Annotated in this window: 23 protein-coding genes, 1 other RNA gene and 1 pseudogene; 14 read left to right on the plus strand and 11 right to left on the minus strand. The window is 60.7% G+C overall.

Translation table 11 applies throughout. The features are described 5' to 3' along the window. Positions 1-22: 22 nt before the first annotated feature. On the plus strand, positions 23-1,168 hold the full coding sequence (gene dnaJ, locus ACIQJ2_RS36465) for a molecular chaperone DnaJ (protein ID WP_400677706.1): 1,146 nt from the start codon (positions 23-25) through the stop codon (positions 1,166-1,168). 89 nt (positions 1,169-1,257) lie between these two features. On the opposite strand, the gene ACIQJ2_RS36470 is transcribed toward dnaJ, so the two are convergent. Then, positions 1,258-2,061 carry an APH(3'') family aminoglycoside O-phosphotransferase gene (locus ACIQJ2_RS36470; protein WP_400677735.1) on the minus strand — a complete coding sequence of 268 codons (804 nt, stop codon included), beginning with the start codon at positions 2,059-2,061 and terminating at the stop codon, positions 1,258-1,260. Positions 2,062-2,244: 183 nt separating this feature from the next. Here ACIQJ2_RS36470 and recF point away from each other — a divergent pair, with 183 nt between their 5' ends. From recF to ACIQJ2_RS36485, 3 genes are read left to right on the plus strand one after another with little or no spacing between them, the layout of a single operon-like run. Continuing rightward, entirely contained in the window at positions 2,245-3,372 is a 1,128-nt protein-coding gene (recF, locus tag ACIQJ2_RS36475) for a DNA replication/repair protein RecF (protein ID WP_199150983.1), read from the plus strand. 36 nt (positions 3,373-3,408) lie between these two features. Continuing rightward, the gene (locus ACIQJ2_RS36480) at positions 3,409-4,179 is read left to right on the plus strand and encodes a molybdopterin-synthase adenylyltransferase MoeB (protein WP_400677709.1); all 771 of its coding nucleotides are present in this window, start codon (positions 3,409-3,411) and stop codon (positions 4,177-4,179) included. A 5-nt stretch (positions 4,180-4,184) separates the two neighbouring features. Beyond that, positions 4,185-4,655, plus strand: coding sequence for a GNAT family N-acetyltransferase (locus ACIQJ2_RS36485; protein WP_400677736.1), 471 nt, complete (start codon positions 4,185-4,187; stop codon positions 4,653-4,655). 92 nt (positions 4,656-4,747) lie between these two features. Here ACIQJ2_RS36485 and ACIQJ2_RS36490 read toward each other — a convergent pair whose 3' ends face one another. Continuing rightward, on the minus strand, positions 4,748-5,749 hold the full coding sequence (locus ACIQJ2_RS36490; RefSeq protein ID WP_199150985.1) for a D-glycerate dehydrogenase: 1,002 nt from the start codon (positions 5,747-5,749) through the stop codon (positions 4,748-4,750). A 191-nt stretch (positions 5,750-5,940) separates the two neighbouring features. Between ACIQJ2_RS36490 and ACIQJ2_RS36495 the strand changes: the two genes are divergently transcribed. Then, positions 5,941-6,480, plus strand: a complete 540-nt coding sequence (locus ACIQJ2_RS36495) for an SH3 domain-containing protein (RefSeq protein WP_199097628.1) — start codon at positions 5,941-5,943, stop codon at positions 6,478-6,480. A gap of 125 nt (positions 6,481-6,605) precedes the next feature. Then, positions 6,606-7,217 (plus strand): cadmium resistance transporter, encoded by a 612-nt coding sequence (locus tag ACIQJ2_RS36500; protein ID WP_400677710.1) that lies wholly within the window; start codon positions 6,606-6,608, stop codon positions 7,215-7,217. A 135-nt stretch (positions 7,218-7,352) separates the two neighbouring features. On the opposite strand, the gene ACIQJ2_RS36505 is transcribed toward ACIQJ2_RS36500, so the two are convergent. After that, positions 7,353-8,345 (minus strand): adenosine kinase, encoded by a 993-nt coding sequence (locus tag ACIQJ2_RS36505; protein ID WP_400677711.1) that lies wholly within the window; start codon positions 8,343-8,345, stop codon positions 7,353-7,355. Between the two features lie 399 nt (positions 8,346-8,744). On the opposite strand from ACIQJ2_RS36505, the gene ACIQJ2_RS36510 reads away from it, so the two are divergent. Together ACIQJ2_RS36510 and ACIQJ2_RS36515 are read left to right on the plus strand one after the other, a co-directional pair. After that, the gene (locus tag ACIQJ2_RS36510; protein WP_400677713.1) at positions 8,745-9,689 is read left to right on the plus strand and encodes an AEC family transporter; all 945 of its coding nucleotides are present in this window, start codon (positions 8,745-8,747) and stop codon (positions 9,687-9,689) included. A gap of 120 nt (positions 9,690-9,809) precedes the next feature. Continuing rightward, the gene (locus ACIQJ2_RS36515) at positions 9,810-10,967 is read left to right on the plus strand and encodes a patatin-like phospholipase family protein (RefSeq protein ID WP_400677715.1); all 1,158 of its coding nucleotides are present in this window, start codon (positions 9,810-9,812) and stop codon (positions 10,965-10,967) included. 61 nt (positions 10,968-11,028) lie between these two features. On the opposite strand, the gene ACIQJ2_RS36520 is transcribed toward ACIQJ2_RS36515, so the two are convergent. After that, positions 11,029-11,604 (minus strand): cytochrome c family protein, encoded by a 576-nt coding sequence (locus tag ACIQJ2_RS36520; RefSeq protein WP_199091995.1) that lies wholly within the window; start codon positions 11,602-11,604, stop codon positions 11,029-11,031. A 151-nt stretch (positions 11,605-11,755) separates the two neighbouring features. Here ACIQJ2_RS36520 and ACIQJ2_RS36525 point away from each other — a divergent pair, with 151 nt between their 5' ends. Together ACIQJ2_RS36525 and ACIQJ2_RS36530 are read left to right on the plus strand one after the other, a co-directional pair. Further along, the gene (locus tag ACIQJ2_RS36525) at positions 11,756-12,511 is read left to right on the plus strand and encodes a 3-deoxy-manno-octulosonate cytidylyltransferase (protein WP_400677717.1); all 756 of its coding nucleotides are present in this window, start codon (positions 11,756-11,758) and stop codon (positions 12,509-12,511) included. 39 nt (positions 12,512-12,550) lie between these two features. Beyond that, positions 12,551-13,405, plus strand: coding sequence for a prephenate dehydratase (locus tag ACIQJ2_RS36530; protein WP_199150992.1), 855 nt, complete (start codon positions 12,551-12,553; stop codon positions 13,403-13,405). 308 nt (positions 13,406-13,713) lie between these two features. On the opposite strand, the pseudogene ACIQJ2_RS36535 reads toward ACIQJ2_RS36530, so the two are convergent. The 6 genes and pseudogenes from ACIQJ2_RS36535 to ACIQJ2_RS36560 form a co-directional block, all read right to left on the minus strand. Then, positions 13,714-14,112, minus strand: a pseudogene (locus tag ACIQJ2_RS36535) (VOC family protein). A gap of 183 nt (positions 14,113-14,295) precedes the next feature. Then, on the minus strand, positions 14,296-14,664 hold the full coding sequence (locus ACIQJ2_RS36540) for a VOC family protein (protein WP_199151577.1): 369 nt from the start codon (positions 14,662-14,664) through the stop codon (positions 14,296-14,298). A gap of 207 nt (positions 14,665-14,871) precedes the next feature. Then, positions 14,872-15,108 (minus strand): hypothetical protein, encoded by a 237-nt coding sequence (locus ACIQJ2_RS36545; RefSeq protein WP_400677719.1) that lies wholly within the window; start codon positions 15,106-15,108, stop codon positions 14,872-14,874. An 83-nt stretch (positions 15,109-15,191) separates the two neighbouring features. Beyond that, on the minus strand, positions 15,192-15,878 hold the full coding sequence (locus ACIQJ2_RS36550; RefSeq protein WP_199151575.1) for a YafY family protein: 687 nt from the start codon (positions 15,876-15,878) through the stop codon (positions 15,192-15,194). 13 nt (positions 15,879-15,891) lie between these two features. Beyond that, positions 15,892-16,851, minus strand: coding sequence for an NAD(+) diphosphatase (gene nudC, locus ACIQJ2_RS36555; protein ID WP_400677721.1), 960 nt, complete (start codon positions 16,849-16,851; stop codon positions 15,892-15,894). After that, positions 16,848-17,258 carry an HIT domain-containing protein gene (locus ACIQJ2_RS36560; RefSeq protein WP_400677723.1) on the minus strand — a complete coding sequence of 137 codons (411 nt, stop codon included), beginning with the start codon at positions 17,256-17,258 and terminating at the stop codon, positions 16,848-16,850. The genes nudC and ACIQJ2_RS36560 overlap by 4 nt, the downstream gene beginning before the upstream one ends. 91 nt (positions 17,259-17,349) lie before the next feature. Between ACIQJ2_RS36560 and ffs the strand changes: the two genes are divergently transcribed. The 3 genes from ffs to ACIQJ2_RS36575 all read left to right on the plus strand — a co-directional run bounded on the left by ffs (position 17,350) and on the right by ACIQJ2_RS36575 (position 19,818). After that, an RNA gene (gene ffs, locus ACIQJ2_RS36565) (signal recognition particle sRNA small type) lies at positions 17,350-17,446 on the plus strand. A 65-nt stretch (positions 17,447-17,511) separates the two neighbouring features. Next, positions 17,512-19,389, plus strand: a complete 1,878-nt coding sequence (locus tag ACIQJ2_RS36570) for a DNA polymerase III subunit gamma/tau (RefSeq protein WP_400677724.1) — start codon at positions 17,512-17,514, stop codon at positions 19,387-19,389. A 105-nt stretch (positions 19,390-19,494) separates the two neighbouring features. Continuing rightward, on the plus strand, positions 19,495-19,818 hold the full coding sequence (locus tag ACIQJ2_RS36575; RefSeq protein WP_400677737.1) for a YbaB/EbfC family nucleoid-associated protein: 324 nt from the start codon (positions 19,495-19,497) through the stop codon (positions 19,816-19,818). Positions 19,819-19,839: 21 nt separating this feature from the next. On the opposite strand, the gene ACIQJ2_RS36580 is transcribed toward ACIQJ2_RS36575, so the two are convergent. Continuing rightward, positions 19,840-20,316, minus strand: a complete 477-nt coding sequence (locus tag ACIQJ2_RS36580; protein WP_400677726.1) for an Lrp/AsnC family transcriptional regulator — start codon at positions 20,314-20,316, stop codon at positions 19,840-19,842. 109 nt (positions 20,317-20,425) lie between these two features. Between ACIQJ2_RS36580 and ACIQJ2_RS36585 the strand changes: the two genes are divergently transcribed. Next, positions 20,426-20,968: an RBBP9/YdeN family alpha/beta hydrolase gene (locus tag ACIQJ2_RS36585; protein WP_400677727.1), complete on the plus strand. Its 543-nt coding sequence runs from the start codon at positions 20,426-20,428 to the stop codon at positions 20,966-20,968. Positions 20,969-20,976: the final 8 nt, after the last annotated feature.

Below are 20,976 nucleotides of genomic sequence, written 5' to 3' on the forward strand. Positions count from 1 at the left end.
CATTTCCAGGGTCGAATGCTGAATGGCAAAAGCGGATTTTTACGAGACATTGGGCGTCTCAAAGACGGCGGACGAGAAAGAGCTGAAAAGCGCCTTTCGCAAGCTGGCGATGCAATATCATCCGGACAAGAATCCGGACGACAGCAGCGCCGAGCGGAAGTTCAAGGAAATCAACGAAGCATACGAAACGCTCAAGGATCCGCAGAAGCGCGCAGCCTATGACCGCTATGGGCACGCTGCTTTCGAGCATGGTGGCATGGGCGGTGGCGGCGGCTTTGGCGCCGGTTTCGGCGGCGGTGGCTTCTCCGATATTTTCGAGGATATTTTCGGCGAGATGATGGGTGGCGGACGCTCGCGCGGACGCTCCTCCGGCGGTCGCGAACGCGGCGCCGATCTTCGCTACAACATGGAAATCTCGCTCGAAGAAGCCTTCAGCGGCAAGACCGCGCAGATCCGTGTCCCGACCTCCATTACCTGCGACGTCTGTTCTGGTTCTGGCGCCAAGCCTGGCACCCAACCGAAAACCTGCGGCACCTGCCAGGGCTCCGGTCGCGTGCGCGCCGCACAAGGCTTCTTCTCCGTCGAACGGACTTGCCCGACCTGCCATGGCCGCGGCCAGATTATTCCGGATCCCTGCAGCAAGTGTCATGGCCAGGGCCGCGTGACCGAGGAGCGTTCGCTCTCCGTCAACATCCCGGCCGGTATCGAAGACGGCACGCGCATCCGCCTACAGGGCGAAGGCGAAGCTGGTCAACGTGGCGGACCTTCAGGCGACCTCTACATCTTCCTCTCCGTCAAACCGCATGAGTTCTTCCAGCGCGATGGAGCCGATCTCTACTGCGCCGTGCCGATCTCGATGACAACAGCAGCACTTGGTGGCACTTTCGACGTGGCAACGCTCGACGGCACGAAGTCTCGCGTTACCGTTCCCGAGGGAACGCAGGTGGGCAAGCAATTCCGCCTGAAGGCCAAGGGCATGCCGGTGCTGCGCTCCAGCCAGGTCGGTGATCTCTACATCCAGATCCAGATCGAGACGCCGCAGAAGCTGACAAAGCGTCAGCGCGAACTTCTGCAGGAATTCGAACAGATCTCTTCGAAGGACAACAATCCCGAATCAACCGGCTTCTTCGCCCGCATGAAGGATTTCTTCGACACCTTCAGCGACTGATTCGCGAATCAAAGTGTTTCACATGAATCCGACCGATGATTCGGTCGGATTTTTTGTTTGGGCGGGCGAATCACGTCCGGCACCGCGAATCAGCCCCAGGTGAGCGGATCGAGCCGGAGATAGAAGGCGAGACGCTCGCGATCAGGTTCCGCGATCTCCAGGACTTCGAACAGGATCTCGAACGCCCGCTCGGCCTGCTCCCGTGTCGCCCAGTTTTCTCCGGCATTGGCAATCATCAGCGCAAGATCGACATAGCGATCCGCTTTTCCAACGCGCCCGAGATCGAGCAGGCCGGTGCATCGCAGGCTATGCGGATCAACCATAAAGTTGGGCATGCAGGCATCGCCGTGGCAAAGAACCTTGTCGGCTGCCTCTTGCGCAAGCCGCACAGGCAGATCGCGTTCGATACGCTCCAGCAATTTATGAGCCAGTGTGTCCCGATCTTCCGGCGGCAGGAAATCCGGATTCACAGCGTCGCGCGAAACCACATCCGCTGCCCGCGCGAACATGAGCGACAGGCTGCGATCGAAAGGGCACGCCTCAGCCCGCAGTTCATGGAAAGTCCGGAGTTGCAGCACCATCGAGGGCCAGGCCTTCAACAAGGCGTTTCCATCCAATTCGACTGCAGGCACACCGGGGATTGCCGTCATGATCAGGCAAGCACCATCCTCGACCTCACGCCAGTCGATGACCTCGGGTACTACGATCCCCCTGCCCTGTAGCCAAAGCAGCCTGTCACGTTCGCCAGCAAGGTCGGCCAAGCGTGCTGACGACGCAATTTTCGCATAGGCGCGGCCATCCTCGCGTCGATAGACAAGATCGCCCGATTCGCCCTGCTTTACGCGTGACCAGTCGGCATGCGTATGCGCGAGCAATGCCTTTGCAGTGTCCAATTGAGCCCCCATTCATGGTGTCCGCAGAGCATAGCCATATGGGGAGCGAGCTTTCACGGTGCCAGAGGCTGAAAGCCAGGTGTTGACCATGCACCGATCGACGGTCGAGAAAGACGGCAAAATCCTTGCACTTGGGCGGGGTTCGGCATACGCCTCGGCCAACGACACGAATCTCAAAGACCCATGCCGGACAAGGTTTTCATCTCGCGCCTGAAGCTCACCGACTTCCGCAACTATGCGGCGGCGGCGCTGGCGCTTGACGAGCGGCACGTCGTACTGACTGGCGACAACGGTGCGGGCAAGACCAATCTGATGGAGGCGGTTTCGCTGCTTTCGCCCGGCCGAGGCCTGCGGCGGGCAGCCTATGCCGATGTTACCCGCGTCCATGCGCCAGGTGGATTCTCGATCTTTGCCGAGTTGGACGGGATGGATGGCACGGTCGAGATCGGCACCGGCATCGACACCACGGACGAATCATCAGCCCGCAAGCTGCGAATCAACGGCACGCCGGCCAAGGCGGTCGACGAGCTGACCGATCATCTGCGGGTTCTCTGGCTGACGCCGGCCATGGATGGCCTGTTCACCGGCGGCTCCTCGGAGCGCCGCCGTTTTCTCGACCGGCTGGTGCTGTCGCTCGATCCCGCCCATGGCCGCCGCGCCAGCGATTTCGAGCGCGCCATGCGCAGCCGCAACAAGCTGCTTTCGGAAGGCCGTTTCGACCCCTCATGGCTCGCTGGCATCGAGGAGCAGATGGCCAGCCTCGGCATCGCCATGGCGCTTGCGCGGCAGGAAATGCTCGGCCTTCTTTCCCGCCTGATCGGCGAAACGCGAGAGGCGACACCGTTTCCCTCCGCGGCGCTCGAACTTTCCGGCTTCCTTGACGGGCAGTTCGACCGGCCCGCCGTCGATCTTGAAGATCAGTACGCCGCGATGCTGCGCGAGGGCCGCTACCGCGATGCAGCGGCCGGCCGCACGCTGGATGGGCCGCACAGGGCCGATCTCCTGGTGCGCCATCTTGAAAAGGATATGGAGGCGGAGCGTTGTTCGACAGGCGAACAGAAGGCTCTTCTGGTCGGCCTGATCCTCGCCCATGCCCGTCTCGTAGGCAATCTGACCGGCTATGCGCCGATCCTGCTCCTCGACGAAATCGCCGCTCATCTCGATGAGGGCCGGCGCGCCGCACTTTTCGACCTCATCGACGGCCTGGGCGGTCAATCCTTCATGACCGGCACCGACAAATCCATGTTTTCGGCGCTTGGCGAGCGCGCGCAATTCTTCACCGTTTCGCATGGCGGCATTACAAAATCCTAGCATCTCAAACTCGTCGATCATGATAGGATCGCCGCCATGGATCCTTTGACACCAGACGAAATCGCCCGTTATCAGCGCCACATCCTGCTGCCCGAAGTCGGCGGGGCGGGGCAGCAACGGTTGAAGGCTGCGCGGGTGCTTGTCATCGGCGCGGGCGGGCTTGGTGCCCCGGTGCTGCAATATCTCGCCGCTGCCGGTGTCGGAACGCTCGGCATTGCCGACGACGACCGCGTTTCGCTGTCCAACCTGCAACGGCAGGTGATCCACGATACCGGCACCATCGGCGAGCTGAAAACACAGAGCGCTGCCGACGCCATCGCGCGGCTTAATCCGCATGTACGGACCATCCGCTTCGAGGAACGTTTTTCGCTTGATACGGCATCCCGGCATCTTGGCGGCTTCGATCTCGTTATCGATGGCTCGGACAATTTCGACACGCGCTACATGGCAGCAGATGCGGCCGAGGCTGCATGCCTGCCGCTCGTAACCGGCGCTGTCGGGCGATTCGATGGATCGGTGACGACGTTGAAGCCATACGAGAGCGATGCGGAGGGCGTGTTCAATCCGCGCTATCGCGATCTCTTCCCGGCGCCGCCGCCGCAGGGGCTTATCCCCAGCTGTGCCGAGGCCGGCATCATCGGCGCCTTGACCGGAGTCGTCGGCACGCTGATGGCCATGGAGGCGATCAAGCTGATAACAGGCATTGGCGAACCGCTGATCGGTCGCCTATTGCTTTACGACGGGCTGGCCGCTCGGTTCGAAACCATTCGCTATCGCCGCAAGCGCACCAAGGCAGCAGCCGAGTGAGCGATCTGCCGATTCAACGGCTGGATGGCAGCTTCCATCGCTGGAGCGAATTGCTCGACCTCATCCTCGCCTCTTTCGCTTACATGGACGGGCGGATCGATCCACCATCCTCCGCGCTTTCGCTGACACCGCAGTCTCTCCGGGAAAAAGCGCGCAACGAGATCGGCTACATTGCGTTGGATGGCCACAGGATAGCCGGCTGTATATTTTGCCGCGCGGAACCCGATACCCTCTATATCGGCAAGCTAGCCGTGCTGCCGGGCACGCAGGGCAAGGGGATCGGCAGGCGCTTGCTGGCGATGGCCGAGATGGCCGCCCGCAATCTTGGTCTCACAGCCCTAAGGCTAGAAACGCGCATCGAGCTGACTGAGAATCACGCCACCTTCGCAAGCTGGGGATTCGTGAAGACAGCTGAAAACCGCCATGCGGGCTTTGCCCACACGACCTCAATCGAGATGCGCAAGAGCCTGGCTTAAAGCACGGCGCGATCTCTAGGGCCCGCTTCTCGCGCTTCAGCTCTTTGGTTTGATGGACAACCGCTCAACCCTTTTGCGCGCCATGCATCAACCTAGCGAAACGGCAGCACGCGATTTGGCGGACGATGGCCGTCGATGAAGGCGCGGATGTTGATGATGACCTTGTCGCCCATGTCGATTCGGCCTTCAAGCGTGGCCGAACTCATGTGCGGCAGGATCACCACCTTGCCCTCATTGGCGAGCTTGACCAGCTTCGGGTTGACGGCCGGCTCATTCTCGAACACATCGAGCCCCGCGCCGGCGATCTTTCCTTCCCGCAGGATCTTGATCAGCGCCGTCTCATCGATGACATCGCCGCGCGCCGTGTTGACGATATAGCTCGTCGGCTGCAGCAGGGCCAATCGACGTGCGGATATCAGATGATAGGTGGCCGGTGTCGATGGGCAATTGACCGAAACGATATCGACGCGGGCCAACATCTGGTCGAGGCTGTCCCAATAGGTCGCCTCAAGCTCGTCCTCGGTCGCCGGATTGACGCGCTTGCGATTGTGATAGTGTATGGAAAGGCCGAACGCCTTGGCGCGGCGGGCAACCGCCGTGCCGATGCGCCCCATGCCGACGATGCCGATGCGTTTGCCGTGAATGCGGCGACCGAGCATCCAGGTCGGCGACCATCCGGCCCATTCGCCGGGATTGTCGGTCAGCACGCGCGCACCTTCCGCCAGCCGCCTGGGCACGGCTAGGATGAGCGCCATGGTCATGTCGGCGGTATCCTCCGTCAGAACATTCGGCGTGTTGGTGACGGTGATGCCACGCCGGGCTGCGGCTTCGACATCGATGTGATCCGTGCCGTTGGAGAAGCTCGCAATCAGCTTCATCTGCGGGCCAGCTTCGTCGATCACCTCGGCATCGATTCGATCGGTGACTGTGGGCACCAGGACATCGACCGTGCGGACAGCCTGGATGAGTTCGTTCTTGGTGCGCGGGTGATCGTCAATGTTGAGTTCGGCATCGAAGAGTTCGCGCATTCGCGTTTCCACCGCATCCGGTAGTTTGCGCGTGACGTAGACCTTCGGTTTTTTCTTCGTCGTCATGGCGAGCGGCGATGCCTTGTTCAGATGTTCTTAACCAAGAAGCAGGATAATTTTCCCGTTCCGGGCATTTCTACCAGACCCGCAGGCGAAGACAAACAAAACTCGCTGACGCGATCCGAGGAATTGCCACTGGCCGGAGCGAATGGGCGATGGAAACAACGCCTTCGTCATGACGAACGAACGGAAATCCCATGCGTGGCAAAGTATTGAAGTCCTGCGCTATTTTCACAATAGGCCTGATGATGGCCTTTGCGACGACCGACCTTGCAGCCGCCCAGGCCGCCAAGGGGCCGAGCGGATTGCCGTTGCCGCGCTTCGTGACGCTGAAATCCAAGCGGGTCAATCTGCGCATCGGACCAAGCTCCGATTACGCCGTGTCATGGCTCTACCTCAAGCAGGGATTGCCGGTCGAAATCATCCAGGAATACGATAACTGGCGGCGCGTCCGCGATGCAGACGGCACCGAAGGCTGGGTCAACCAGTCGCTGCTGTCGGGCCAGCGCTCGGCCATTGCAGCACCTTGGATGAAGGGCAAGGGCAAGGCTGTTTTCGTCAATATGCGCCGCGAAGCACAGCCATCCGGCACTGTCATCGCCAAGCTTCAGCCCGGCGTGATGATGAGCATCCGCGAATGCACCGGCAACTGGTGCCTCGTCACCGCCGACAGCACCGAAGGCTGGGTGGCTCAGTCCGAGATCTGGGGTGCTTATCCCGGCGAAGCCTTCAAGTAACGCTTCCCTCGGCATCACGCGCTAAACGCCATCGCGGTTTAACGATTCCTTAGAAAGCAGAGCCGTTCTCGCACGACTTTTCCGGCGGGACGATATATCTGCCATGGGAAAGGGAGGCAGGTGTCTTGGCTTATCTACTCGGGGTTCTGGGCGTTGCAATCGTCGTATTCGTATCGACGAACGTCGACGACATCTTCGTTCTTCTCGGCTTCTTCGCCGATCGGAAATTCCGGACGAAGCAGATCGTCATCGGCCAGTACCTCGGTATTGCCACTCTATACGGCTTCAGCGTCGTTGCTTCGCTTCTCGTGCTCGTCATACCAGCCTCCTATATCGGCCTCCTCGGCTTTGCGCCGATCTATTTCGGGCTGAGGAGACTGTGGGAACTCTGGAAGGGCATCGACACGGACGACAACCCGGAAGATCACAGCAAGGCTTCGGCCGGACATAGCAATATCGCTGCCGTCACGCTCGTCACGATCGCCAATGGCGGTGACAATATCAGCGTCTATACGCCGCTCTTCGCCACACGCTCCGCCTCCGAAATCCTGGCTATCGGCTGCATCTTCGCGATTCTGACGGCAATCTGGCTCGGTGCTGCGCATTCGCTCGTCAATCATCGGAAACTCGGCGCGCCGATCCGGCGATATGGACACAGGGTTGTGCCATTCGTCCTGATCGCGATCGGCATTCTCATCCTGTACGAAGCCGAGACGGCAAGGCTTTTCTGGAGCTAAAGCACGCCGCCGCCCGCGTTTGCGCGACATGTTTCAAGCCGCATTTCCGCGGCTTCATAGCAAAAGGCCGCCCCGACGATCTGTCGAGGGCGGCTCATATTCTTATATCCCAGAAATTCCGGGAACCAAGTTCGGTCAGAGAAGACCGAATGTCTTGGCCTTTTCCGACAGCGACTGCATCGGGCGCGGGCCGATCTGCTCGATGACGGTTGCGGCGGCGAGGTTGCCGAGCTTGGCGCAATCCTCGAGGCCGCGGCCCTGCGTGTAGCCGAACAGGAACCCGGCGGCGAAGAGATCGCCGGCGCCGGTCGTGTCGACGCGCTCCTCGATCGGATGAGCATCGACGACATAGCGTTCGTTGCCGCGCACGATGACGGCACCGTCCTTGCCCGTGGTTACGGCGGCGATCTTGCAATCGGCTGATATCAGCGTCAGCGCCTTTTCGAAATCGTCGGTCTCGTAGAGCGACAGGGCTTCGTCGCTATTGGCAAAGACGATATCGACCGTGCCGGAGCGCATCAGGTCAAGAAACTCGGCGCGATAGCGGCCAACGCAGAAGCTGTCGGAAAGGGTCATCGACATTTCGCGGCCATGGGCATGGGCGATGCGGGCGCATTCGCGGATCGCTTCCTTGGCGCGCGGCGGATCCCAGAGATAGCCTTCGAAATAGGTCACCTTGGCATCGGCGACGACCTCTTCCTCGACGTCTTCCGGGCCAAGCTCGACGCAGGCGCCGAGATAGGTGTTCATGGAACGCTCGCCATCTTCCGTCACGAAGATCATCGAACGCGCCGTGGGCGGGAAAGTGCCCTTCGCCTTGGTCTCGTAGTGAACGCCCTGGGCGCGGATGTCGTGGGCGAAAATCTCTCCGAGCTGATCTTCCGCGACCTTGCCGAAATAGGCAGCCTTGCCGCCGAAATTGGCAACGCCCGCTGCCGTGTTTCCAGCACTGCCACCGGAGGCTTCCAGCGCCGGGCCCATGCGCGAATAAAGAAGTTCGGCGCGTTCGGCGTCGATGAGATTCATCGCGGCCTTGGTGATTTGATTGTCGATCAGGAACTGATCGTTACAACGGGCGATAATGTCGACGATGGCGTTGCCAACGGTCAATACATCGAAGCGAGTCATCTATTGGAGGATCCCGGTACTGGTGATAGCCGGTATCCGGTATTATCGGTTTTTGCGAAGTTTGGAAGAAAAATCAGCGTTTGAGGCGCCAACTAAATTCCAATCAGTCATTTGCCTGTCACTTTCTATCTTTAAATGCTTATCAAGCGGCTGGGATGAGAAGCTCACAAGGCTTCAAGCCAGCTGGGGAAGGAATGATGCCTTCCGCCTCACCGGTACGCGGGCCGACCACGGATGAACTGGCGGCATGTGCACCGGGGGGACCGCCTCTCGGGGCGGGATCGACGAAAGCGGGCCATGCCCGCTTTTTTTGTTTTTCCGGGTTCTCACACCCGGGCATGCTGATAGAACTCGCAGATCGAATTCCTCAACCTGCGATCTTCAAGCCCAGCATCAGGCATGTCCGAAATCCTCACCGACGTCCTACCGGTATTTCTGCTGATTCTCATTGGCTGGGTCATCGTGCGCACAGGGCTTTTGAAAGCCGATGTCGGCGAGGCCATGAGCGAATTCGTCTTCAAGATCGCCGTGCCGCTTCTGCTGTTCCAGACCATCGCCGGAGCCGATTTCCGTGGCGCGTCGCCATTTCGATTGTGGATCGCCTATTTCTCCGGCGTGGCCGTCACCTGGGCCGCGGGCCACATCGTCGCGACGCGGGTCTTCGGGAGGGATGCGCGCATCGGCGTGCTGGCCGGCGTTTCCTCGGCCTTTGCCAATACGATCTTCATCGGCCTGCCACTCGTCGGCCGCACGGTTGGTCCCGATGGCGTCATGGCCATGTCGATCCTGATTGCCGTGCACCTTCCCACCATGATGATCGCGGGCACACTGCTGATGGAGCAAGCCGAGCGCAAGGAGAATGGCGGGGCTGGACGCAGCACCGGCGAACTGCTGCGGCAGGTCGGCAGAAATCTCGTCCGCAATCCGCTGGTCATCGGGCTTTTCTGCGGCCTGATCGTTCATCTGACTGGCCTTCGCATCCCATCGACGCTTGCCACCGTCGTCGAAAGCATCGCCAGTATCGCGGGGCCGGCGGCGCTGATCTCCCTTGGCATGGCGCTGCGTCAATACGGCCTCTCGGGCAATCTCGGCATTACCAGCGTCATCTCGGGCTTCAAGCTCTTTCTGCTGCCGGCCTGCGTGCTGGCGGCCGGTCATCTGCTGGGCTTGAGCCCGGAATGGCGCACCGCACTCGTACTCACCGCCGCAGTTCCTACAGGTGTGAACGCCTGGCTGATTGCCAACCGCTTCGGTGTCGGTCACAGTCTCGCCGCCTCGACCATCACGCTGACAACAGCGCTCGGGGCATTCTCGGTGTCGCTTTGGGCCTATCTGCTCACATAGCGCGGGCTCGACCCCACGACTGAAAACGCATCTCTCGTCAAAGGGAGAAGCACGCAGGAAAATGGTCATATATTTTGCGCATCCCGGCCTTCCCACCCGGAGCGCAGCAAAGGATGGCACATGAATATTGCAGCTCCACTTACCAATTCCGCTTCGGCCTATTCGCAGAAAGTCTTCGTGCTGCAGGGCGGCGGTGCGCTGGGCTCCTACCAGGCCGGCGCCTTTGAAGCATTGCGCGAACAGAATATCGAGCCGGACTGGATCGCCGGCATCTCGATCGGCGCCATCAACGCCTCGATCATGGCTGGAAACATACCCGGCGAGCGGCTGGAGAAGCTGCGCTCCTTCTGGAACAAGGTCACCATCCAGCTTCCCGTCGATGTTCTGATGGAACGACAGCGCGAAACCAGCCCATTTTACCGCACCGTCAGCAGCTGGTGGGTCTCGACCCTCGGGGTGCCCGGCTTCTTTTCCCCTTGGGCGATTCCTGCCTGGTTCCAGCCACGCGGTTCAGCCGGCGCGACCAGCATCTACGATACCGAGCAGTTGCGCCGGACGCTGCTCGACCATGTGGACTTTGACCGAATCAATCACGGCCCGGTGCGACTGAGCCTCGGCGCCGTCAACGTTCGCACCGGCAACTTCGCCTTCTTCGACAACAGAGACACCAAGATCACGCCGGAGCACATCATGGCGAGCGGTGCACTGCCGCCAGGATTTCCGGCGATCAAGATCGGCGGCGAGCACTACTGGGACGGCGGTCTCGTCTCGAATACGCCGCTGACCTATGTGCTGCGCAATGGCGCCGACGTCGACACCGTGGTTTTCCAGGTTGATCTTTTCAGCGCCATCGGGCCGCTGCCGCAGGATCTCGAAGAGGTCGAGGAGCGGCGCAAGGACATTACCTATTCCAGCCGCACGCGACTGAACACCGATCTCTTCCTTGAGCGGCACCGCCTGCGACGCGCCATATCGGACCTCTACGCTCGCCTTCCCGATGAGGCCAAGGCCGATCCGGAGATCCGGAAACTGGAGCAGCATTGTTCCAACTACGGCGTCACCATCATCCACCTGATCTACCGCAGCAAGGAATTCCGCGCGCATTCCAAGGACTACGAGTTTTCCTCGCTGTCGATGCGCGAGCATTGGGGGGCCGGCTTGCGCGATGCTCGCAAAGCACTGGCCGCGGAGGATTGGCGCACGCCGCCGAGCGCCGAAGACGGACTGAAGGTCTTCGACCTCGATCGGCGAAGCCGTTCGCGCCGGCACTCGATCTGATTCGCAAACACGAAAAACCCGGCCTCAACGGCCGGGTTTTCAATCCATCATCAGGACTGCCTTAGTTGGTGGCAGCCGGTGCGTTCGGATCCGGCAGCGGAACCTGCGTATCGGCGAGCGTGCGCAGATAGGCGATCACGTTGGCGCGATCCTCTTCCTTCGGCAGACCGGCAAAGCCCATCGCCGTACCGGCAACGAACTTCTTCGGAGCCGCCAGGAAGTGATAGAGGTGATCGTAGGTCCACTTCTCCGCGCCGCCCTTGGAGAAGTCCTTCATGCCGGCCGAGTAGGCAAAGCCCTCATGCTCGGCGACCGGACGGTCGACGATACCCCAGAGATCAGGGCCAACCTTGTTCGGCCCTCCCTTTTCTCCGGAATGACAGGCCTGACACTTCTTGAAGATCGTCTCGCCGACCTTCGCATCAGCCTTCTGCAAAAGCTGAGCGATCGGCGTATCCGGCTTTGCGGCCGCAGCCTTCTCGCCACCAGCCGGCTCTTCGGCGGCAACGATGGCAAAACCCGGCTTTTCCGGTGTTTCCGAATGGAAAATAAATCCTGACGCGAGCGACACGGACTTCAACACGAACAGCGTGGCCAAAAGTGCCCCGACTCCCATGTTCACGTAGGATGAATTCATCTGCTATGCTCCCCTCGCCGCCAGCATCCTCAGCCGGCCCATCTTGAATTCGCGCGAAACCTATGTCTTTTGGCTGTTTCTTGCAACTCTGTAAACGGCCTCCACCGTGAGACGTTTTGACACTTTTCCCGCAGGAATAGAAGGCCCAAGAATGACAGATCCAAATTTAGACAAGACGCTGGTTCTCATTCCTGCTCGAATGGCCTCCACCCGCCTGCCCGGCAAGCCGCTCGCCGATATTTGCGGCCTGCCCATGATCGTACAGGTTGCCAAGCGCGCGCGCGAGGCGGCGATCGGTCGCATCATCGTCGCCGTCGACGATAAGGACGTCTACGACGCGGTGGCGAATGCCGGCTTCGATGTCGTCATGACGCGAGGCGACCATCAATCCGGCTCGGACCGCATTTACGAGGCGCTGCAGGCTGTCGACCCGCAGGGCCGCGCCGAGATCGTCGTCAACGTGCAGGGCGACCTGCCGACGATCGATCCCGAGACCATTCGCGCCTCACTGCGTCCGCTTGAAAATCCGGCCGTCGACATCGCGACGCTCACCGTCGAGATCAAGGACGAGGAGGAAAAGACCCTGCCGAGCGTGGTCAAGGTTGTGGGGTCGCCGATCTCGGACAGCCGTCTGCGCGCGCTTTATTTTACCCGCACCACCGCCCCTTACGGCGAAGGGCCGCTCTATCATCACATCGGCCTCTACGCTTATCGCCGCGCGGCGCTCGAAAAATTCGTGAGCCTCGGCCCATCGACGCTGGAACGGCGCGAATCGCTGGAACAGTTGAGGGCGCTGGAGGCCGGCATGCGCATCGATGTGGAGATCGTTGACACGGTCCCGCTCGGTGTCGATACTCCCAAGGACCTCGAAAAGGCCAGACGCATTCTTTCCGCCGCCTCTCTCTGACGGCGTTTCCCCAAAGGCAGTCCCCCCAAAGGCAGTTAGATGATTTCCAAGACCAACAAGATCTCCTTCCAGGGCGACTACGGCGCCAATTCCGATATGGCCAGCCGTGACATGTTCCCGACCATGGAACCGCTGCCCTGCCAGACCTTTGAGGATGCCCTGACCGCCATCGACAATGGCGAGGCGGATCTCGGTATGATCCCGATCGAGAACACCATCGCCGGCCGCGTCGCCGACATTCATCATTTGCTGCCTGAATCCCGCCTGCATATCGTCGGCGAATATTTCATGCCGATCCGCTTCCAGCTGATGGTCCTGCCGGGCGTCAGGAAGGAAGAGATCCGCACGGTGCACAGCCATATTCATGCACTCGGCCAGTGCCGCAATATCGTGCGTGCCAACGGCTGGAAGCCCGTGATCGCCGGCGATACGGCCGGTGCGGCCAAACTCGTGCAGGAAACCGGCGACCGCAGCATGGCGGCGCTGGCGCCGCGGCTGGCGGCCGATCTCTATGGCCTCGAAATCATCGCTGAGAATGTCGAGGATACCGAAAACAACATGACGCGCTTCGTCGTGCTGTCGCGTGACGAGGATTGGGCGGAGCGCAGCGCGCCCGACGAAAAGATCGTCACCACCTTCGTCTTCAACGTGCGCAACATTCCGGCCGCTCTGTACAAGGCACTCGGCGGCTTCGCCACCAACGGCATCAACATGACGAAGCTCGAAAGCTACCAGCTCGGCGGCCGTTTTGTCGCGACGCAGTTCTATGCTGACATAGAAGGACATCCCTCCGACCCGCATGTGCGCCGCGCTTTGGAAGAGCTGCGTTTCTTCTCCGAAAAGGTCCGGATTTTGGGTGTCTACAAGGGACATCCGATGCGGGGCCAGCTTTAACTTTCGCGCTGACATAGGCCACTTCGTGGTTCGAGGCATCACCGTTTTCGCTACGCTTAACGGCGATGCACCTCACCATGAGGTGGGGCGCATTCTGCGGCGAGGCACAAAAGAGCAGTCCTCATGGTAAGGTGCGGAGCTCTAAAGCGCGTCGCGATCTCTAAGATTCGCTTCACGCGCTTTGGCTCTTTGATTTCACGCATGTCTTAGCCGCAAAAACCGCTGCTCACTTTTGCGCGACATGCTCTAAAAGCGAAGCCTCGAACCACGAGGGCGGGTGATGAGACCATCGCAACTGCATCCGACTGTTATCCTTCGACCTCGGCGACCACCTCGATATGATAGCCGTCGGGGTCTGTGACGAAGGCGGCAAAGTAGTCGGGTGCGTAGTGTGGGCGAAGACCCGGCGGGCCGTTGTCTACGCCGCCGTGACGCAATGCGGCCTCATGAAACAAGGCGACTGCTTCGCGTGTCGGTCCAGTAAAGGCGAGATGAAAGCCAAGGCCCGGTGGCTTGGCAGCGTCACCCCTTAGTTTGATCGCAAATTTATCGCCACCGCCCGGCAGACCATATCCCACTGCCTGGTCCGCATCGCCCGGCTTCAAATCTTCCCAGACACGCACGTAGCCCAATGGCGTAAAAACGGCGTCGTAGAACGCGGCGGCATTTTAGATATTCGAGACACCAAAAGAAATGTGATGCAGCATTTGATCCTCCTGTCGTTCGATCGCGGCATCCGCCGACGAATGTTTTCGTGCAAGGCCGCAGATTCACTCGGACGAGAGGGAGCAGCGAACGTGAGCGCGCTTCGACTTCAAGCAAACCTGTCCCTCATCCAGCCTGTCACCCTCTCCCGAGGCGGGGAGAGGGTAAGGCCAATGAAGACGGTCTTACTTATCCGGCTCACAAACACGCAGACGATGGCCATCGGGATCGAGCACGACGAAGGTCGGGCCGAAATCCATCGTCGTCAGTTCCTGCGCGATCGGCAGGCCTTTCGCTTTCCATTCCTGATAGTGCTTTTCGACGGCACCGGCGCCCTCGACCATGAAACCCAACTCGCCGCGATTGCCGATGGCGGAAGGCTGTGGTTCAACGCTGCTGCGGCGCCACAGGCCGAGATTGAAACCATTTTCGAGCGCAAACGCTACGAAATTCGGCGAGGAAAATGTCGGCTCGTGGCCGAGCAAATCACGGTAGAACGGCGCGCTCTCGGCAGGATCCTTGACGTAGAAGACGATGAGATTCGGGGTGATCATTGGACATTCCTCTTGGTTGAGATGGATTTTGGGGCATGGGCAGGCGGTCCGGCGGGCCGTGCGCGGCCTGCCGGGGAAAGATTTATCGATGGTCGGTCAGGTGTTTACTGACATGCGCTTCCCGTACGCATCGCGATCCTTGGATCAGCTTCTTGCGCCTGGGATTTTGATTTTACTGCTGTCGTTATCGCAGAAGTGGGAGATGCCTTAACGCATCTGGTCTTCCTCGCGATAAGGAGCATGGCCGTCGAGAAAGCCGAGATCGCGCTTCACGGAGTTCGGCGTTTCCTCGAGATCGAGGCGGTTCCAGCGGCGGCTGAAATAGCCGCTCGCAGCCTGCATGAGGCGAGCCGGCCATACCGGCATCAGAACATTCTTGCCTGCTTGGGCCTCGATGCCGTCGCGATGTGCCTGCTTCGTAATGGTGAAAACGCTGCTTGCCATGATCGGTCCTCCTTCCTGCTTGGATGGTGCCGATAATAGCGAAGCCTACTGACAGTTTCTGGCAGTAGCGTTGCGCTGACAGATCAATTGTGGACCATGCCTTCGCGGGCCTGCCATTCCCTTGCGAGCGCAACGCGCCGGCGGGGGTAGCGCGCCTCCAGCACCGCAAAGTCCACGATGCGGTCGGCGCGGAAATGGCGATAATCCTGGCGCAGCTCGCACCAGGCCATGACGATTCGTGAATTGTCGAAGTAGCCGAGCGCAAAGGGCCAGATGCGGCGGGTGGAAATCGTGCCGTTCACATCACCATAGGTCAATTGCACCATTCGCTCCGTGCGGATCGCCTTGCGCATCAGGGAGAGGTCAGCCTTGTCTTCCGTGATGCGCCGCGTTCCGACGACGACAGCCGCCTGGTCGATCGCCTCACGCATCTCCGCGGGCAACACGGCGGCGATCTTTGCGAGCGCATCGGTTCCGGCCGCCGCCAGACGGGCGTCGGTTGCGCGCGCCACCCATCGCGACCCCAAAACCAATGCCTCGATCTCGTCCTGCGAGAACATCATCGGCGGCAGCATGAAGCCCGGCTTCAGCACATAGCCGATGCCGGGTTCGCCTTCGATCATGGCGCCCTGCGACTGAAGGCTGGCAATGTCGCGATAGAGCGTGCGCAGGCTGACGCCGGTTTCCTCGGCAAGCACCGCACCGCTCACCGGCCGGCGGTAGCGCCGCAACGTCTGCAACAGCGTCAGCAATCGTTCCGAGCGGGCCATGGCAGAAAAGAACCTATCGCTTCCATTCCACCCAGTCGCGCATCAGGCGATGGGCGATGGCGCCCTTGGGCGGAGAGGTGTTGCCCGACGCCGAGACGCGGTCGAGCATGGCTTGCGTCTCCTCCGGCGTGAACCAGCGACAATCGTCGAGTTCTGCGCCGTCCATATGGATTTCCGTCGACTTCGCCTCGGCGTAGCAGCCGATCATCAATGAGTGGGGCATCGGCCAGGGCTGCGACGCGTGGTAGCGTATGCGGCCGGTATGGATGCCTGATTCCTCGAATGTCTCGCGGCGTACGGCATTCTCGATGGTTTCGCCCGGCTCGACGAAGCCGGCGAGACAGGAATACATGCCGGGCGCGAAATGATGGCTGCGGCCGAGCAGGCAGAGGTTTCTCTCCTCGTCGATCGTCAACATGATCACCACGGGATCGGTGCGCGGGAAGATCATGTGTTCGCAGGCCGTGCAGACCCGCTTGTAGCCGCCGATGCGGCTTTCCATGACCGATCCGCAGCGGCCGCAGAAGCGGTTGTCGCTGTTCCAGCGGATGAGGCTCATGCCCTGCGCCGCTTCGCCAAGGATCTCACCCTCCAGCAGAAGATCGCGCCAGAGCGAGCGCATGTCTGCCGGCTTGTACTGGCTGGCAAGTTCGTCGGCATTGATGCGCACCGGCACCGCCAGGCGCGGCTCTCCGGTCTTGCGGTAACCGAGAAGGACGGCTTCCTCCCAGTTCGGTTCGAGCCCTTCCAGTTCGTAGCGGGCAAACAATGGGTCGAGCACTTGCCCGTCATGCTTCAAGACAAGCCGGTCCTGAGCGAAGGCCAGGATATGCGTGCCCTCCTTGGCAAGCGCATGCTTGATCGATTCCTCGTCGCGATGCTCCGCATCCCGGTTGAGCTGATTTTCCGCAAAGGCGGTTAGACTGCTGGCTTCCGGATGCGGGGCATCCGAAGAGAAGATGGAATGGCTCATTGTGAAAGCGTTTCCCGCAACTTGGCTATGAGGCTGTTCATGTCTTCATCCGAATAGGGTTCCGCCTTGCCGTAGCCCCAGACCGGGCCGGGCCAGTTGGCATCCCCTTCGGATCGCGCAATGACATGAACATGAAGCTGACGGACGATATTTCCAAGTGCCCCGACATTGATTTTTGCAGCGCCTGTCAGCGTCTTCAAGGCACTCCCGACCTTGTCGGTTTCGAAGGTCAGCAGAATCCGGTCGAGTGGCGTCAGTTCGAAAACCTCCGACATACCAGGCCGGCGCGGCACGAGGACAAGCCACGGCCAGCGGCGATCCTTCATCAGGCGGACCTCGCAGAGGCCGGTGATCTCAACGAAAACGCTGTCTTTCGCAAGGCGGTCGTCGAGCGCAAACTCCTTCAAGGGGGCATCCTCCATTGTTTTTTCAAATGTTTAGCAGTTTTTTTTGACCTTGGCTTGCTTTTGATGACGATATTGCCGATATGTGCATCCGGGAGGTTGGTGGTGGACGAGCCACTCGCCAACCGGGTCAGGTCCGGAAGGAAGCAGCCCTAACGAGCCCGGCACGGGTCATCGTGCCAGCCTCCCACCCTTTCTGAAAGCAAGACCCGGCTTTTGCCGGGTATAGCTGGGGCACCGGGCAATAAGCAGGGCGATGAGCGACAGCGAGCGACAAGCAAAAGATGCCGCCTCGACCGGCACCGGTTATCGGGTGCTGGCCCGCAAATACAGACCCAAGGACTTCACGGACCTGATGGTCGGCCAGGAGCCGATGGTTCGAACGCTGACCAACGCGTTCGAGACCGGCCGTATTGCGCAGGCCTACATGCTGACCGGCGTACGCGGCGTCGGCAAGACCACGACTGCCCGCATCCTTGCGCGCGCCCTCAATTACAAGACCGCTGCGGTCGATCGTCCGACGATCGATCTGCGTGAACCCGGCGAGCACTGCCAGGCGATCATGGAAGGCCGGCATGTCGACGTCATCGAGATGGACGCCGCCTCGCATACCGGTATCGACGATATCAGAGAGATCATCGAGCAGGTGCGTTACCGACCGGTTTCGGCCCGCTACAAGGTCTACATCATCGACGAAGTGCACATGCTGTCGACGGCGGCCTTCAACGGGCTCTTGAAGACGCTCGAAGAGCCGCCCGAGCATGTGAAGTTCATTTTCGCGACGACGGAAATCCGCAAAGTGCCGATCACGGTGCTGTCGCGCTGCCAGCGCTTCGACCTGCGCCGGATCAGCGCTTCCGATCTCGTCGGCCTTTTCACCACTATCGCCGGCAAGGAAGGCATCGAGGCTGAGCCGGAAGCGCTCGCCATGATCGCCCGTGCTGCCGAAGGCTCGGCGCGCGACGGCCTGTCGCTGCTCGATCAGGCAATCGCCCATGGCAGCGGATTCGTTGCCGCCGATGCCGTGCGCGCGATGCTCGGGCTTGCCGACCGCGCCCGCATCGTCGATCTCTTCGGCCATATCGTCAAAGGCGATGTTTCGGCAGCGCTTGCCGAATTCAACAGCCAGTACGAGGCCGGCGCCAATCCTGTCGTCGTATTGACTGACCTTGCCGATTTCACCCATCTCGTCACCCGCCTCAAATATGTGCCTGACGCCGCCGACGATCCGTCGCTGAGCGAAGTCGAGCGCACGAAGGCAATGGAATTCGCCCAGGGCGTGGCAGTGACGGCGCTGTCGCGCATCTGGCAGATGCTTCTCAAGGGCATCACCGAGACGGAGAATGCTTCGCGCACCGCTGGTGCCGCTGAAATGGTGCTGATCCGGCTAGCTCATGCCGCGCATCTTCCGGCCCCGGAAGACGCCGCGCGTCGGCTGGCGGAGTTTTCCGATGGCAATGGCGGCGCGCGGCCGCCATCCGGCGCACCCACCGGCAACGGTGGCGGAGCCTCGGTTTCCTATCAGGGCAGCGCCGTGGCGAGGGCAATCGAAACACCAGCGCCGCGGCCGACGCCTTCCGCGCCGGTCGCCATGCTGCGCGCAGTGCCCAATACGCAGCCGGATTCGCAACCCGTCGGACGCATCGAGCCTAAGCCGACCCAGGCACCGAAGCCGTTGGTGGCGATCAGCTCGATGGCCGATATCGCCGAACTTGCCGGGCAGAAGCGCGATCCGAAGATCAAGGCGCTCGTGCGCACCTTCGTTCGACCGGTAAAGCTTGAGCCGGGCCGGCTCGACGTCAACCTGACGCCCGGCGCGCCCGGGACATTGCTCAACGAACTTGCCGTCAAGCTCAAGGAATGGACCGGCATTCACTGGATCGTCAGCCTCAGCCGCGACGAAGGCGAGCCGACGCTGGTGGAGGCCGAAGCGAACGCGCAGAAGCAGCGCGTCGCCGATGCCCGCCAGGACCCGGATGTCGCAGCGATCCTGTCGCAATTTCCCGGCGCCAAGATCATCGACGTTCGCGTGCGCGCGCCCGACGCGGACGAGGAAGAAGAGCAGACCGCGGCTCCCGCCATCGCCGAATCCGTCGATGGCGATATTCTGCCGGGCGACGATATAGAATTCTAAGGGTAAGATGGGTGACATCGGACCCGCCCGGCTAAACAACCGCGGTGGCTGGCGAGAAATCGTGGCCAATAGGAATAGAAACACGCAGAAGAAGGACCAATGACGATGCGCGACATCATGGGCATGATGGGCAAAGTGAAGGAAATGCAGGCCAAGATGGAGAAGATGCAGTCGGAAATCGCCGACATTCGCGTCGAAGGCAACGCCGGCGGCGGCCTCGTCACTGCCACCGTCAACGGCAAAGGCGTGATGCTGGGTATCAAGATCGATCCGTCGCTCTTCAAGGAAGAGGATGTCGAGATTCTCGAAGACCTGATCGTCGCTGCCAACAAGGATGCCCAGGACAAGGCCGAGGCGATCACGGCCGAAAAGACCCGCGAACTCACAGCCGGCCTGCCGATCCCGCCCGGTTTCAAGCTGCCTTTCTGAGACTGCAGCTTTTCGGCTCCGTTACCGGGCGATTGTCTTGCGGATCAATTCGCGGCCAATCGCCTTTACCGGCTCATTACGCAGGACAAGCGATGTCGTCACCGCGCCGTGGCGAGCGATAGAGTCGACGATGGTTTCAAGGTTCTCGGCCGTCGGCACCAGGACCTTGAGCAAGAAGCAATCCTCCCCCGTCAGTCTGAGCACCTCGATGATCTCGGGCATTTCCGAAAACTGCTTCAGACAGGGGCGAATATGCTCGTGAGACGTGCGCAGCCTGATGACCGCCATCATGCCGAGGCCGACCGCAGCGGGATCGACGACGGCCCTATAGCCGGCAATGACACCTTTTTCCTCCAGCCGCTTCATCCGCTCCGACGCCGCCGGCTGTGAAAGGCCGACGCGGCGACCGAGTTCCGATACGGAAATTCTCCCATCCTGCTGCAAGATCTCGATCATCGACATGTCAGTCGGATCCAGTCCCTTCTCCGTGCTTTCCATACTTCACCTTCAATTCATCGGTTCCTGAAGGTTTTATCCGATGGATTGCAATGTCAATTGCTTGAGCCGCATGTCAGTTTTCTCCCGCAGACAGCAAGAGAGGACTGAGATGAGCGACATCATCATGCTGCCGGGGCTTGGTGGCTCGGGCGAAGACCACTGGCAGACACTCTGGGAGAGACAGGATCCAGGCATTCGACGTTTCCAACCGTCGAGTTGGGACAAGCCGATCCTTATCGACTGGATCGCCGCGCTCGAACGGGAAATCGCCCGCTCGGAAACGCCGCCGATCCTGATCGCGCACAGCCTCGCCTGCCAGCTCATCGCCCATTGGGCGTCTGTCGCGAAGACGGCGATCCTTGGCGCCTTTCTAGTGGCGCCGCCCGAACCCACGGGTGAAATCTATCTTGCCGAGGCCGGCAGCTTCGCCCATCCGCCGCGGCAACGGCTGCCATTTCCAACTCAGCTGGTCGCGAGCACCGACGATCCGTTCTGCTCGTTCGGCTATGCGCGCCAAAGCGCCGAAATATGGGGCAGCTCCTTCGTCGATATCGGACCGCGCGGCCATATCAATGGCGCATCGGGCCTGGGAGATTGGCAACAGGGCAAGGCAATCTTCGAACGCTTTCGCGCGCAGCTTCTGCAAGGGTAAAGCTGACG

It is taken from the genome of Rhizobium sp. NPDC092011 (assembly GCF_044756305.1).
GTDB lineage: Bacteria > Pseudomonadota > Alphaproteobacteria > Rhizobiales > Rhizobiaceae > Rhizobium.

Coding starts and splice junctions, on each gene's coding strand:
- dnaJ (WP_400677706.1), top strand. CDS start 23: ATGGCAAAAGCGGATTTTTACGAGACATTGGGCGTCTCAAAGACGGCG.
- recF (WP_199150983.1), top strand. CDS start 2,245: ATGCCGGACAAGGTTTTCATCTCGCGCCTGAAGCTCACCGACTTCCGC.
- ACIQJ2_RS36480 (WP_400677709.1), top strand. CDS start 3,409: ATGGATCCTTTGACACCAGACGAAATCGCCCGTTATCAGCGCCACATC.
- ACIQJ2_RS36490 (WP_199150985.1), bottom strand. CDS start 5,749: ATGACGACGAAGAAAAAACCGAAGGTCTACGTCACGCGCAAACTACCG.
- ACIQJ2_RS36495 (WP_199097628.1), top strand. CDS start 5,941: ATGCGTGGCAAAGTATTGAAGTCCTGCGCTATTTTCACAATAGGCCTG.
- ACIQJ2_RS36505 (WP_400677711.1), bottom strand. CDS start 8,345: ATGACTCGCTTCGATGTATTGACCGTTGGCAACGCCATCGTCGACATT.
- ACIQJ2_RS36510 (WP_400677713.1), top strand. CDS start 8,745: ATGTCCGAAATCCTCACCGACGTCCTACCGGTATTTCTGCTGATTCTC.
- ACIQJ2_RS36515 (WP_400677715.1), top strand. CDS start 9,810: ATGAATATTGCAGCTCCACTTACCAATTCCGCTTCGGCCTATTCGCAG.
- ACIQJ2_RS36520 (WP_199091995.1), bottom strand. CDS start 11,604: ATGAATTCATCCTACGTGAACATGGGAGTCGGGGCACTTTTGGCCACG.
- ACIQJ2_RS36525 (WP_400677717.1), top strand. CDS start 11,756: ATGACAGATCCAAATTTAGACAAGACGCTGGTTCTCATTCCTGCTCGA.
- ACIQJ2_RS36530 (WP_199150992.1), top strand. CDS start 12,551: ATGATTTCCAAGACCAACAAGATCTCCTTCCAGGGCGACTACGGCGCC.
- ACIQJ2_RS36540 (WP_199151577.1), bottom strand. CDS start 14,664: ATGATCACCCCGAATCTCATCGTCTTCTACGTCAAGGATCCTGCCGAG.
- ACIQJ2_RS36545 (WP_400677719.1), bottom strand. CDS start 15,108: ATGGCAAGCAGCGTTTTCACCATTACGAAGCAGGCACATCGCGACGGC.
- ACIQJ2_RS36550 (WP_199151575.1), bottom strand. CDS start 15,878: ATGGCCCGCTCGGAACGATTGCTGACGCTGTTGCAGACGTTGCGGCGC.
- nudC (WP_400677721.1), bottom strand. CDS start 16,851: ATGAGCCATTCCATCTTCTCTTCGGATGCCCCGCATCCGGAAGCCAGC.
- ACIQJ2_RS36570 (WP_400677724.1), top strand. CDS start 17,512: ATGAGCGACAGCGAGCGACAAGCAAAAGATGCCGCCTCGACCGGCACC.
- ACIQJ2_RS36575 (WP_400677737.1), top strand. CDS start 19,495: ATGCGCGACATCATGGGCATGATGGGCAAAGTGAAGGAAATGCAGGCC.
- ACIQJ2_RS36580 (WP_400677726.1), bottom strand. CDS start 20,316: ATGGAAAGCACGGAGAAGGGACTGGATCCGACTGACATGTCGATGATC.
- ACIQJ2_RS36585 (WP_400677727.1), top strand. CDS start 20,426: ATGAGCGACATCATCATGCTGCCGGGGCTTGGTGGCTCGGGCGAAGAC.